Origin of the sequence: Halomonas sp. BDJS001, assembly GCF_026104355.1 — a bacterium.
Taxonomy (GTDB): domain Bacteria; phylum Pseudomonadota; class Gammaproteobacteria; order Pseudomonadales; family Halomonadaceae; genus Vreelandella.
Genome location: NZ_CP110535.1, coordinates 3,354,975 through 3,367,642 on the forward strand (window position 1 = coordinate 3,354,975; position 12,668 = coordinate 3,367,642).

Here is a 12,668-nt window from a genome sequence, read left to right on the forward strand (position 1 = left end):
CTATTAAGCCGACACCTATTGTCGGTAGCGCTAAATAGCACTGCCGCTAACAGCACGTCAATCTTTTTTCACCCCCCTCAGCCAGTGACTAAGGTAAGACTGGTAACCGGGCGCAGGTTTAGCCGTTTACAGCGCTTTTCTACGCTATCCACAATCTCTTGGGCGTCGTCGAATTGCTGCTTATCGAGCTGAATATCGACCATTAAAAAGCTGCCCACCTGGGCCAGGCGCACATCGTCGGCGCTGACATCAAAGTCAGCGACATCCTCCACCACATCGCGCCGCACGCTGCTGCATGAGCCACCAAACATCAGCTCACGCAGCGCCCCCTTCACCATACGGATAGGCATGGGTAGGAAGTAACCCGCAATAATCAGTACCATCACCGGGTCGGCAAAGCGTGCGTAGCTGGCCCAGGGCGACTGGGTTAACAGCCAGGTCAGCCCAAACCCCAGCATAACGGCGGCACTCAGCCAGGTATCCATCTGCCACTGACGTAGCTCGGCGGCCAACAGCGAAGAGCGCGCCACCCGGGCGTAGCGCGCCAGCCACCACCAGGTTAATAAACAGCCCGTGACGTTGACCACACCAAACATCAGCGCCAAATCCAGCGTGACCAGCCGCCCGCCGTCAAGCAGGCTCCATAACGCCGAAACCAGCGAAACGATACAGACCATAGCGATCACCACACCTTTGAGCAGCACTGCAAGTGGCTCTACCGTCAGCCGCCCAAAGGGGTAGTGATCGTCTGCAGGTTTACGCGCCTGCTTTAGTGCAAATAACGATAGCGACGCCAGCACAAGGCTTAACAGCGAGTAACCGCTATCAAAAAGAATCGTTATAGAACCACTGGTCAACCCTAGCGCCAGCCCGGTAAACGCAAACAGGCTAGCAGAAATGGCTGAAAATCTTAGCGCACGGCGCTCGGCAATAAAGGGGGTCACGCGGATAACTCCATCACGTTAGGCGAATTGTACGCCATAATAGAGAAGAGTTATGACAATCACGAATCGCTCAGCGCCAAGTTAACTGGCGCTCAACGCATTAAACGAGATGACTATGCGCGCTGAACAGGTACAGGCTTTTATTGATGTCACCGAGCACGGTTCCTTTGCTGCCGCTGCACGGCACACCGGCTTAAAACGGAGCACACTGAGTGCCGCCGTCAATGCGCTGGAAGATAGCCTGGGTGTGGCGCTATTTGAGCGTTCGGGCAATAGCCTAATGCTGACCGCCGTGGGCGACAGCGTGCTTCCCGACTGCTATCGGCTGCTGACTAGCGCCAGTCGGATCAAAAAACACTGCCACCAGCACTTGCAGGGCGTTGAAAGCCAGCTCGGCATCGCCCGGGATGACGCCCTGCCCGAGGTGTTTTGGCGCCAGGTGATGCATGATTTAAAACAGCAATTTCCGCTAACCGCGATTTCGGTATACCTGGTGCCGCCCCAGGAACATACCCAGTTTGTGCAGCGCCAAACGGTGGATATTGCCTTTGGGCTGTATACCGCCGAAGGCATTGATGCCAGCGCAGCCAACCTGGCTCCCGTCAACATGCGTTTAGTGGCAGCGCCCCACCACCCACTAAGCCGCCTCCCCAGCGTTAACCGCGACGACTTGGCCCAGTACACTCAAGTGTGTTTTACCCACGTGCAGGATGACAAGCTGATCAGCGAAGCGCTGTTTTCAGGTAACTATCTTGGCCTCACCATGTTTGAGGTGATTCGCGATGCCGTCATCAACGCGACCGGCTGGGCGCTGCTGCCTTACCCTTTAGTCAAAGGCGCCTTGGAAGCGGGCACGCTCTGCACGCTAAATCACGATCTAGCGCTAGACAGCCACTATTACCGTTATGTGGAGAGTGATAACTGCGGCGTGGTCGCCACTGCACTGTTAAATAAAGTGACGCATTTTTTGGCTACGCTCAATTAAGCCAATACGAACCCACTGACATATCGTTGAAATCTTTTTATGGAAAAAAACACCAAAGCCTTCCACGCTATTACAAAGAGCTAAATAAGGAGCCGCCAGGACACGCCACGTGAGGAACACTGGTAAGTGTCATCTGGGCGTAATACGCACCTGCCAGTGTCGATGTTGCCGTCAACCAAGGAGTGATTCCAACGATGGTACGACTCGATAAGAAAGCCACTCGGCTGTATGTGTTGGACACCAATGTCCTCATTCATGACCCCACCGCGCTCTACCACTTCGATGAGCACGACGTTGTTATCCCCATGACCGTCCTGGAGGAACTTGATAAGCACAAAAATGGTGTACGTGAAATTGCCCGCACGGCTCGCCAAATCAGCCGTACGCTCTCTGACCTTACCAGCCAAGTCACCTTTGATGAGATCCAACGCGGTATTCCGATTCCCCGACTCAGCGGCGACACAGGACGCCTGCACTTTTTATGCTACAACGATTTAAAGCTCTTTGACGCCCTCGACGATAGCCCCGATAACCGCATACTGGCGGAGACCTGCCGCCTTCGCGAAGAACGCCCCGACGCCTCGGTCATTCTGATCACCAAAGACATCAACCTCCGCGTTAAAGCCGCCGCGCTGAAAGTGCCCGTTGAAGATTACCTCAACGATCGCGCCTTCTCCGACAGCGACGCCATGATTGAGGGCGCTCAGGTCTACGCCTCCGCTGGCCAGCATGGCGCTTCCCTGTGGGAAGCGTTGAATGTCGACGTCACCGTTGAGCGCCTGGATCACCACACTTTCTACCAGCTCACTGGCACTATGCCCCGCCACTGGCACGTGGGCATGCTGGTCTCGGATAGCGAAAACGGGGCAGAGTTCGAAGCAATCGTTCGTGAACTGGGGCCCTCTTCGGCGCGCCTTCAGTTGCTGACGAACTATCGCCACCACGCGGGCGTTTGGGGCGTTCACGCCCACGACAGTCGGCAAAACTTCACCTTAAACCTGCTCATGGATCCCGATATTGATCTGGTCACCATTGCGGGTAATGCCGGTACGGGTAAGACCTTTATGACCCTGGCTGCCGCTTTTCAGCAGACCCTGGATGCCAAGCTATTTGAGCGTATTGTGTTTACCCGCGCGCCGATCCCCATGGGGGAAGACATTGGCTTTCTACCCGGCACCGAGGAGGAGAAGATGTCACCGTGGATGGGTGCCTTCCACGACAATATGGATAACCTGCTGCGCAACGAGGAGGGAGAAACCAGCTGGGATAATGGCGCTACGCGACAGCTGATTGGCTCACGGGTACAGATCCGCTCACCAAGTTTTATGCGTGGTCGCACCCTGAATGACACCTTTTTAATCATTGATGAGGCGCAAAACTTCACCCCCAAACAGCTTAAATCGCTGGTGACACGGGCGGGGCGTAACACCAAGATTGTCTGTCTGGGCAACGTCGGGCAGATTGATACACCCTATCTAACGGCCAACACCTGCGGTATGGCCGCAGTAGTTGAGCGCTTCCGTGATTGGCCCCACGCTGGGCATATCACACTGAAAAGCGTTGAACGCTCACGCTTGGCTCTGGCGGCGGAAGAGCTGCTTTAAGCTTTCTTCTTTAAACCTGCTTTTTTAAAACTAACCGCCTCCCACCGCTGGTGGGAGGCGCTCCACCACCCTCAAGTATCGTTACTCTCCTCAATATCCCTCCACGGCCGGGGGGCGCCAATGGTGTCCGCGGCAAACGCCTCGCGTTCCCCTAACGGACGCGCCTCGCCAATGGTGGTGTCGTTGAAGGTTTGGCGCTCCATCTCACAGTTGACCTCTGCACCAAACAGCACCACAAAGGCAGACAGCCAGAACCAGAGCATCAGCGCTACCACCGCCCCCAGTGAGCCGTATAGCTCGCTAAAGGTAGAAAAGTAGCGAACGTAGAGCGAAAGGCCGCCGGAACCTAACAGCCACATCCCCGTTGCCAGCAGAGTGCCGTAACTCAACCAGCTCCACTGGACCGAACGTCGATAAGGCGCATAGCGGTAGAGCAGCGCTATTAGCATACTCATTACAACCAACAGTGCAGGCCAGCGCAGCCACTGCAAAATCTGATTCAGCGGCGGATCAATCGCCAGGGAGTTGACTACCACCGGTACGATGGCGATAAACGCTAGCGAGATCAGCGTCATAAAAATCAAGCCAAAAGTCAGCGCGACCAATACCACAGTGCGGTGTATCAGGCTGCGTTTTTCGGTTTCGCCGTATACCACATTAAGGCCAACAACCAGCACTGCTACCCCTTTGGAAGCGATAAACATCGCAATCAGCAACCCGGCTAGAGCCCCCAGAAAGCTACCTGACTCCGCACTTTCAACTACCTGCTGGGCCTGCTTATCGATTAACTCGGCAGCATCCGGCGGCATAAAACGACTGATTTCATACAGCTGCTGGCCAGCTTCATAGGGGTCAAACAGTAGCCCCCAGAGGGAAATGACCGCCGCGATAGTAGGAAACAGCGCCAGCAAGGCGTAAAAAGCCACCCCAGCCGCCAGCATGGTCAGGCGGTTACGACGCGCGGCGCGCACTACCCGCCAGATAATGTCGTGCCACCCCCGCTGAGGAATATCGCCAGGTACCTGCGCGCGGCGGCCACGGGGGAGTTTACCCATAGCAGGCTCCTGACGAGTTCATCCCACACAGTCGTCTCATCGCTGACCTTCCCACATCATTAGCGCCGCAAGTAGCACGGCAAGCACCATCATCAACCCGCTGGTATGGTGACGCAACCAGAACTCAGACGACAACAAAGGCGTTAAACGGCGCATGAATCCCTCCTCCACTTTTTCTCCAGCGAGCACACTCGCCGCTTTAAGCTCGGCACAATACTGCCCAAACAGACGTATCGGCACCAATGCAGTGCCGACCATCCCCGCATAGAGCCACCATAGATCACCGGCGGGGAGGGATTTACCCTTAAGCGGGCGGGTTAGTAGCCAACCCACCGCGGCGAACAGCATCCCCACCGGGAATGGCCAGATAATCCCCAGCCACTCTTTCAGGGGCGGCATCTCAATACTGCCCGCAGGTAGAGGGAGCCAAAGAGGCGTTAACAGCGCTGCGGCGATGGCGACTAGCCAGGCGCCCCACTGCTCGCGGTTACTGCCCCCGTTATGACGCTGCTGCCACTGACGCCAAAGGGCAACGCTCACGAGCGCCGCTGTGCCAACAGCCGCCCAGCTGAGCAGCTTGATCAGCGATTCATGGTGCATTTCGTAGAGCGGATTCTTCACGCCCCACTTGGTGATCAGACCCGCACCAATGGCTCCCGCCAACGAGATCCCCGGTAGGGCCAGCCCCCCCCAGACCAACGGCAGCGGCCAGCGCGGTAAGTGCTCGCTGATACTGGTACCCATAAACAGCGAACCTTTGGCCAGCGCGTGATGGGCGGCAAAGAGTACCAAGCCTGGCCATAGAAGCGACCATACCTCTGGCGCGACTAACCCCATGGCCACTAGCGCGGTCATCATGCCCATTTGACTGATACTAGAGTATGCCAACACGGCTTTTGGGTGGCGTTGAAAAACGCCATACAGGGCGGCACCAAAGGCCGCCGCCAGCCCTGCGATTAACATGTAGTTGCCAAACTGGGCTAGCGATTGCGACACCTGCTCCTCGCCTAGCGGCAGCACGTTGATCCAACCCAGCAGCCCCGCCTTAATCATCGCCCCACTCAGCACGGCGCTGGCAGGGGCTGGTGCCACCGGATGGGCCAGCGGTAGCCACACATGCAAGCCAATGACCCCGGCTTTTACGCCAAAGCCCAAGCACAGCAGAGTGGCCATCCATGCCCCCTGTTCCGCCTCCAGAATACTTTCACGCACTCCTTGCAACGTCAGCGTATTCGCCTCACCAGCCGCCCATAGAAAGCCGCCTAGAATTAACCCTTCCCCCACCACGGCTAACATCAAATAGGCCTTGGCTCCCAGCCGAGCCTCTTCGGTACCGCTATGCACCACCAGGGCGTAGGCAGCAAAGGTCATCAGCGCAAAACCTAGGTAAAAACTGGCGATATCCTGGGCAATAATCAGCAGTACGTTACCAAGCAGTGTCAGCGGCCAGAGCAGCGCTAAACGCAACAGGCGTCGCTCGGCGTCTTGATCACCGTTTTGGGCCTTCGCCTGCTCCGCGGCAAAATAGCCTCTGGCATGAAACGCTGCCAGGCTCCAGAGCAGCGCGGTAAACGCAAGCCAGGGACGGCTTAGCGAGTTGAGCGCCCATTCGCCGCCCAGCATCCAGGCATCAATCGTCCACTGCGCTTCACCGCCGTAGGCTAACAGCAGCGCGGGCCAAGCGGCGCTTAGCCATAGTGCTGAAAAATAGCCCTGCTGCGCAGCGGGAGTGCGGTAGGCGCTCCATAGCGTCCAACCGACGACGACCAGCGGCCAAAGTAGCGCCAGAGCAAGCAGCAGCGTCATCATGGCAGATACTCCCCGGACGCGACACGAGCGGCCCAATCCAAGGGGCTAAAGGGCAGCCCGGCAAACAGTCCGGCTCCCAGGCTTGCCATGGCGGTAAACACCATGGGCCAAAGTAACCAGCCATGGGTTTCTAAACGGCCTAGACGCTGCTCTTTGGGCCAACTGCCTTTGCCATGGGCGGGCCCTACGCGGAACCACAAACGGTGCACAATGGGTAAAAAATACATGGCGTTGAGGGTACTGCTCGCCACTAGCACAACGACCACCCAGTACATCTCGGCTTGAATGGCGCCAACCCCGAGGTACCACTTGGTAATAAACCCCGCTACCGGCGGAAGGCCAATCATACCCAGCGCGCCGATGGTAAACGCAATGCTGGTCAACGGCATACGTTTGCCGGCACCGTCCATTTCATCAATACGATGAATCCCCAGCTCCTCGGCATAGTTACCCGCACAGAAGAACAGCGTGACCTTCATTAAGCCCTGATGCAGCAAGTGCGCTAAAGCACCGACGGTGCCGAAAGGGCCGAATAAGCCGATGCCGAGAATGACGTAGGAGACCTGGCTAATCGTGGAGAACGCGAGGCGTGGTTTGAGCTCCTCTTGAGCAATCGCCCTTAACGAGCCATAGATAATCGTAATAGAGGCCGCTACCGCTAACGCGGTGATAACGCCCAGCTCCACGCTCAGTTCAATGCCAAACAAATCGTAAACGACTCGCAGAATCCCGAATGCCCCCGCCTTTACCACCGCTACCGCGTGAAGCAGCGCACTCACCGGCGCGGGCGCCACCATGGCTCTGGGTAGCCAACCGTGCAGGGGCACCATAGCCGCTTTTACCGCCAGCCCACCCACTAACAGCGCAAATATCAGCGTTAGCAGGCCACGGTGATCGTTCACATAGTCGCCCAACCCCTCTTCTGAAGAGAACGATTGATCCCCGGTCAGGCTATACAGCAGCACAGCCCCCAGTAGCAGCACCACACCAGCGCTTAGTGTATAGCGTAAATAGACGCGTCCCGCATTGAGGGCTTGCTGGGTGCCCTTGTGAACCACCAACGGGTAGGTGGAGAGCGTCAACATTTCGTAAAAAACCAGGAAGGTAAACAGGTTATCGGCAAGGGCAATGCCAATCGTGCTCGCTACGCAGAGACTAAAAAAGCCAAAAAAGCGCTTCCGGTTGGCAGAGCCTTCCAGATAGCCGATGGCATAAACGGTAGTGCATAGCCAAAGCAGCGACGATAACCCGGCGAACATCACCCCTAGCGCATCGCTGCGCAGGACAAAATCAACGCCCCCTACTACCTGAAAGCTAAAAATATCCTCATGTCCCGCGGCTACCCGCCTGACCATCAGGGCGACCAGAACAATTTTAACCACCGCCGCCGCTAGGTTAATCGTCGTGCGCAGCCGCCGGGCGTCTTCCGGCAGCGCAAAGATAATCACCACCACCAGTAGCGAAGTGGCCAAAGCAGTCAGCGGTAACCAGGCGGCGTTCATGGGCTACCTCCATGCATCAATTCCAGCGGGAAATGCGCCAATAGCCCTAGAGCGAACGCAATCAGAGCAAGCGTTAGTGCGATCAGATCCATACCCGGCGCCAAGGGTTGATAACGATGCCGTGGGGCGGTCTCATCAAAGGAGTAGCGAAACATGCGAAACACATAGGCCGCGGTTAGCAGCGTACCGGTTAATAGCGCCGCTACCGCCCACCACTGCTGGGTGATGATCATCGCCTGAAGCAGCATCCATTTAGCCGTGAAGCCCGCACTGGGCGGAAGGCCCATCAGGGTGATGGAAGCGATGCCAAACACCAATAGCGACAGTGGCAAACGGCGACTGGTACCGGCCAAACCTTTGAGCGTGCTCTCCCCGGTGGCCAGTATCAGGTTGCCTGCGGCCATAAACATGGCGGCTTTGGCAAAGGCGTGGCCCATCAGCTGCAGCCAAAACCCTTCCCAGGCTAACGCACGGGGTAGCGGCGTAATATCCGGCCCCAGCAGCAGCGGAAAAGCCACCATGAGATACCCCAACTGCGCCACGGTGGATGAAGCCACCAGGGTTTTAAGTGAATCGGTACGCCATGCCAGCAGCCCGCCCCATACAATCGCCAGCATGCCTAGCCAGGCGATAACACGCGGGGCATAGAAAGCATCAGGGAGCAGAATGCTCCACAGCTGCAGCAATATAAACAGCGACGCCTTGATCACCAGCGCCGCATGCAGCACGCTTACCGGCGTCCAGGCGCTCTCATGGACGGGTGTCAGCCACGCATGTAGGGGAAATAGCGCGGCTTTTAAAGCCAGCCCCGCACCGATCAGCGCAGCGGCAAACCACGCCACCGGCCCTGGCTCTACGACCTCAGCCAAGCCTGGCAAATCCAACCGGCCCCAGTGGCCCAAAATCAGCGCCACTCCGAGTAGATAGGTGAGCGAGCCCACCAGCGCCAGCAGCAGATAGCGCATTCCTGCCACGAGTGCGGGCGCCTTTCCCGATAGCATCAGCATGCCGACCGCCGCCAGCCCCATTAGCTCCAGCGCTGCATAAAGGGTCAATAGGTCGGTGGCCAGCCAAATTAACGATAGCGCGCTAAGCACAACACCCATCAAAGGCCACAGCCAGCGTGCCAACGGCCCCGTTTCGCTTAAACGCAAATATCCCGGCGTATAGAGCGCTGCCGCAACGCCGATCACCTGGGTCATTAACAGCAGTAGCACGCTCAGTCCGTTTAGACGCAACGACAGCAGGATACCGGCGATTTCCCACTGCCAGCGCAGTAGTCCAGCTTGATCGTAAGCAGAGAGCAGCATTAGCCCAGAGACCAATACTGGCAGACTGGCTAGCAAGACGGGCCATGCCCGCTTAGGAGGAAAGAGTGCCGCCAGCATGCCCAGTAGTGGCGGTAAGCCAAGCGCCGCTAGCAGCGCCCAGTGGGTAGGGAGAAGGGGGTCAAAGGTGCTATCGAAAAGGCCAAAGCGCCAAATCATATGGCGCCCTCTTTAGGTTTACCGTCACGCCCCAAAGCCCCGACCCCTTCCAAATGCAAAAGCTGCCGAATCAACAGCGCACCCAGCATTGACCCCTGCCAGGCGACTAGCAGCCCTACACTAATCAGTGCCTGAGCAGTCGCCGAGGTACCTGCCACGCCTGCCAGCAGCATAAACACTCCTGAGCCGAGAATATTGAACGCCAGCAAACGGCGCAGCAAATGACGGTGAAGCGCAAAGGCGCCTAAGGCACTGGCGGCAATCACCACCCCGGCAAGCAGCAACGGATGCTCTAAAGGCGAATACGCCATGTCGGCGATTACCGTGCGAATCGCGGCGCCCACCATGACAAACCAGGCGAGCGCCAAGAGCACCCGTATCGCCACCCGCGATCTAGGCTCGCTGAAGTTATCGCGCTCAAGAGAGGAGGAAGCGCCGGGGAAAACGTGGCCCAGGCATAAAAAAACAGGGCCGGTTAACCCTAGCCCCAGCACCAGCTCAGCAGTTGCCAGCCAGGGAGTACCGAGTTGCCACCATGCCACCGTCATTGCAGCCGCAAAGACCACAAAAAAGTAGCAGGCACGCACCAGATGGCGATCAAACAGACACACCAGCGCCGATACCATCAGGCCCAGCGCCAGCAGCACTTCGATTACACCAAAAGCGGCTATCGCCTCAAAGAAAGCTATCATTCGTTTTCGCTACATCCTTGCATCGGTCACGAATAGGTGCTCAGTTCAACCGCGAACTCAGCCACTTGCCGATATCATTGACCTGCTGTGGGCAGAGCGCATGGGCCATGGGGTATTGGCGGTAGTTGACCGCGTAGCCCATCGCTTTTAAGCGCTCGGCGCCGCTGCGCCCCAGGCTTTCAGGCACAATGGGGTCAAAGTTACCGTGTTGAACCTCAATAGGGATCTGACGATTGGCTTCCGCGAGGTCGATATTGTCGGCGGTCGCAAAGTAAGTCGACATGGCCAACAGCCCTCCTAGCGGCGCAGGGAACGTCAGCGCGGCATGGTAGGCAACCGCGCCCCCTTGCGAAAAGCCCGCCACGATAATGCGTTGGCTATCGATACCCTGATCGATCTGCTCTTGAATCAGCGCCTGGATTCGCTCAGCCGATTTCTTGAGCTGCACCTCATCGACCCGGCGGCCCAAATCCATGGCTAAAATATCGTACCAGGCAGGCATCACCATACCGCCATTAATCGTCACCGGCAGGCGTGGCGCATGGGGCATGACAAAGCGCACGTGAGAATCTTTGGGCAGCGCTAGTGCGGGCACCAGCGGCTCAAAATCGTGCCCATCCGCGCCCAAACCGTGAATAATAAACACACAGGCATCGGCGGGTTGACCATCTTTCGGCTCAATAACCAGTTCGCCAGGAGCAGTCATAACGTCGCATTCCTTATGCAAAAAGCGTCACCCTAGCGCAAACCCGCGTTAACAGCGAGCGGGAGAGTGCCTAAAATCGTGACAACACATTTAAAAAGGCCAGACCAGAGGTATTAAAACCAGCGCTATGGCACCCGTCAGTATATTTAATCCACTGCCCAGGCGTAAGAAATCGCTCACCCGGTAACCACCAGGGCCATACACCATCAAATTGGTTTGATAGCCGATGGGGGTTAAAAAGCTCGCTGAGGCGGCAAACATCACCGCCACCACATAGGGCATCGGGCTAACGCCCAAGCTTTCTGCGGCACTCATCACCACCGGAAAAATAATCACCGCCGCTGCGTTATTCGTCACCAGTTCGGTCAGCAGCGCCACCACGCAGTATGTGCCAATTAACAGCAGCAGTGGATTACCTGCCACCAGGGTCAACACCCCACCGCCGATCACGCCGGCAGCACCGGAGCTCTGCAGAGCCGCCCCTACCCCAAACGACGCGGCAATGGTGAGCAGCACCTGGGTATCCAAGCCACGTTTGGCGGCGCCCACCGAACAGCAGCCCGTGAGTAGCGCCAATGCAGCCCCCAGCATGGCAGCGTTGAGCATGCTCAGCACACCGAAGGCGGCGAGCAGCACGGCGCCTAGCAGTAAGCCCCACGCTAGCGGCGCTTTCTCATGGATAGGCCGCGCCGCGCCATTGAGCTCACTAATCAGCAAAAAGTCCCGCGACTGTCGATGCCGCTCAATAAAGGGGGGCCGCGCCTCCAGCAACAGCACATCGGCGGGCTGCAGTCGCACTTGGCCAAGATTACCCTTAACCCGCTCTCCGCCACGGCAAATCGCCAGCACCGCTGCCCCATAAAGGGTTCTAAAGTGACCATCGCGAATACGCTGGCCTATAAACTGACACTGGTTGGAGACCACCGCCTCAACCAGGCGGCGCTCTTTAAACTCCTTCTCCAAACTGGAAGTGCCATCCCGGGAGGGGATCAAGCCACGGATTTGCTGCAACTCAACTGCTGCATCAGAGGTGCCTACAAACACCAAGCGGTCGCCGCCTTTGAGCTGCTCACCAGGCCCTACCACGCTCACCACGTTGCCTGCGCGTTCAATCTCGACCAGAAACAGCTCCTGTAGGTGACGTAATCCCGCCTCTTCAACGGTGCGATCCACCAGCACGCCTGCCGGGTCGACTTCCATTTCGATAGTGAACTCACGTGGGTTGGCAAACGCATTGGCCAGCCCTTCCCTAGCGGGCAACAAACGTGGCCCTAACAAGACGAGATAAGCAAGTCCTGCGATTGCCACGGGTACACCTACCCAGGCCAAATCCAACAGGCCCATGCCAAGCTCAGGGTAGCGCTCCAACAGCAGCCCATGCACCACTAAGTTAGTGCTGGTGCCAAACAGCGTGATGGTGCCCCCCAGAATAGAGGCGAAACTAAGCGGCATCAGCAGCCGTTGGGGTGACAGGCGCAGCCGACGGCTCCAGCTCATGACCGCGGGGATATAGGTAGCAACGACGGGGGTATTATTAACAAAGCCGCTAAGCGAGGCCACCGGCAGCAGCAGGCGAACCAGCGCACCTCGCTCACTTTTGGGCCGTTTAAGCACATAGCGAATAATCAGGTCGATGCCGCCGGTTTCGCGAATGCTGGCCACCAGCACATACATAAACGCCACGGTAAACAGACCGCTATTGGAGAAGCCCCCCAGCGCCTGCTGTGGGTCAATCACACCCAGCGTCATCAGTAAAATAACCGCGCCCAGCAAGATAATATCTGGCCCCAGGCGTGAAAAGGCCATCAACGGGAAGATGGTGAGCACCACCCCGACCGCTATCCAAGCATCCAGCGACATAACCACGACATCCTTAACAAATAA

General features: G+C 57.4%; 10 protein-coding genes. 2 read left to right on the forward strand and 8 right to left on the reverse strand.

The features are described 5' to 3' along the window. Positions 1 to 77 precede the first annotated feature (77 nt). Entirely contained in the window at positions 78 to 944 is an 867-nt protein-coding gene (locus tag OM794_RS15635; RefSeq protein WP_226247363.1) for a cation diffusion facilitator family transporter, read from the reverse strand. Between the two features lie 115 nt (positions 945 to 1,059). Between OM794_RS15635 and OM794_RS15640 the strand changes: the two genes are divergently transcribed. Together OM794_RS15640 and OM794_RS15645 are read left to right on the forward strand one after the other, a co-directional pair. Further along, on the forward strand, positions 1,060 to 1,929 hold the full coding sequence (locus tag OM794_RS15640) for a LysR family transcriptional regulator (protein ID WP_226247366.1): 870 nt from the start codon (positions 1,060 to 1,062) through the stop codon (positions 1,927 to 1,929). A 194-nt stretch (positions 1,930 to 2,123) separates the two neighbouring features. After that, on the forward strand, positions 2,124 to 3,533 hold the full coding sequence (locus OM794_RS15645; RefSeq protein WP_226247368.1) for a PhoH family protein: 1,410 nt from the start codon (positions 2,124 to 2,126) through the stop codon (positions 3,531 to 3,533). A gap of 71 nt (positions 3,534 to 3,604) precedes the next feature. Here the strand turns inward: OM794_RS15645 and OM794_RS15650 are convergent, their stop codons facing one another. The 7 genes from OM794_RS15650 to OM794_RS15680 all read right to left on the reverse strand — a co-directional run bounded on the left by OM794_RS15650 (position 3,605) and on the right by OM794_RS15680 (position 12,644). Then, on the reverse strand, positions 3,605 to 4,588 hold the full coding sequence (locus OM794_RS15650) for a YihY/virulence factor BrkB family protein (RefSeq protein WP_226247371.1): 984 nt from the start codon (positions 4,586 to 4,588) through the stop codon (positions 3,605 to 3,607). Between the two features lie 36 nt (positions 4,589 to 4,624). Continuing rightward, entirely contained in the window at positions 4,625 to 6,397 is a 1,773-nt protein-coding gene (locus OM794_RS15655; protein WP_226247373.1) for a complex I subunit 5 family protein, read from the reverse strand. Beyond that, the gene (locus tag OM794_RS15660) at positions 6,394 to 7,899 is read right to left on the reverse strand and encodes a complex I subunit 5 family protein (protein WP_226247376.1); all 1,506 of its coding nucleotides are present in this window, start codon (positions 7,897 to 7,899) and stop codon (positions 6,394 to 6,396) included. Before OM794_RS15660 ends, OM794_RS15655 begins: the two co-directional genes overlap by 4 nt. Beyond that, positions 7,896 to 9,386, reverse strand: coding sequence for a complex I subunit 5 family protein (locus tag OM794_RS15665; RefSeq protein ID WP_226247378.1), 1,491 nt, complete (start codon positions 9,384 to 9,386; stop codon positions 7,896 to 7,898). Before OM794_RS15665 ends, OM794_RS15660 begins: the two co-directional genes overlap by 4 nt. Further along, on the reverse strand, positions 9,383 to 10,078 hold the full coding sequence (locus OM794_RS15670; RefSeq protein WP_265153903.1) for a hypothetical protein: 696 nt from the start codon (positions 10,076 to 10,078) through the stop codon (positions 9,383 to 9,385). Before OM794_RS15670 ends, OM794_RS15665 begins: the two co-directional genes overlap by 4 nt. A gap of 40 nt (positions 10,079 to 10,118) precedes the next feature. Then, positions 10,119 to 10,784 carry an alpha/beta hydrolase gene (locus OM794_RS15675; RefSeq protein ID WP_226247384.1) on the reverse strand — a complete coding sequence of 222 codons (666 nt, stop codon included), beginning with the start codon at positions 10,782 to 10,784 and terminating at the stop codon, positions 10,119 to 10,121. Between the two features lie 90 nt (positions 10,785 to 10,874). Beyond that, positions 10,875 to 12,644 (reverse strand): SLC13 family permease, encoded by a 1,770-nt coding sequence (locus tag OM794_RS15680; RefSeq protein ID WP_226247386.1) that lies wholly within the window; start codon positions 12,642 to 12,644, stop codon positions 10,875 to 10,877. Positions 12,645 to 12,668: the final 24 nt, after the last annotated feature.

Coding starts and splice junctions, on each gene's coding strand:
- OM794_RS15655 (WP_226247373.1), bottom strand. CDS start 6,397: ATGATGACGCTGCTGCTTGCTCTGGCGCTACTTTGGCCGCTGGTCGTC.
- OM794_RS15645 (WP_226247368.1), top strand. CDS start 2,124: ATGGTACGACTCGATAAGAAAGCCACTCGGCTGTATGTGTTGGACACC.
- OM794_RS15665 (WP_226247378.1), bottom strand. CDS start 9,386: ATGATTTGGCGCTTTGGCCTTTTCGATAGCACCTTTGACCCCCTTCTC.
- OM794_RS15670 (WP_265153903.1), bottom strand. CDS start 10,078: ATGATAGCTTTCTTTGAGGCGATAGCCGCTTTTGGTGTAATCGAAGTG.
- OM794_RS15675 (WP_226247384.1), bottom strand. CDS start 10,784: ATGACTGCTCCTGGCGAACTGGTTATTGAGCCGAAAGATGGTCAACCC.
- OM794_RS15640 (WP_226247366.1), top strand. CDS start 1,060: ATGCGCGCTGAACAGGTACAGGCTTTTATTGATGTCACCGAGCACGGT.
- OM794_RS15660 (WP_226247376.1), bottom strand. CDS start 7,899: ATGAACGCCGCCTGGTTACCGCTGACTGCTTTGGCCACTTCGCTACTG.
- OM794_RS15650 (WP_226247371.1), bottom strand. CDS start 4,588: ATGGGTAAACTCCCCCGTGGCCGCCGCGCGCAGGTACCTGGCGATATT.
- OM794_RS15680 (WP_226247386.1), bottom strand. CDS start 12,644: ATGTCGCTGGATGCTTGGATAGCGGTCGGGGTGGTGCTCACCATCTTC.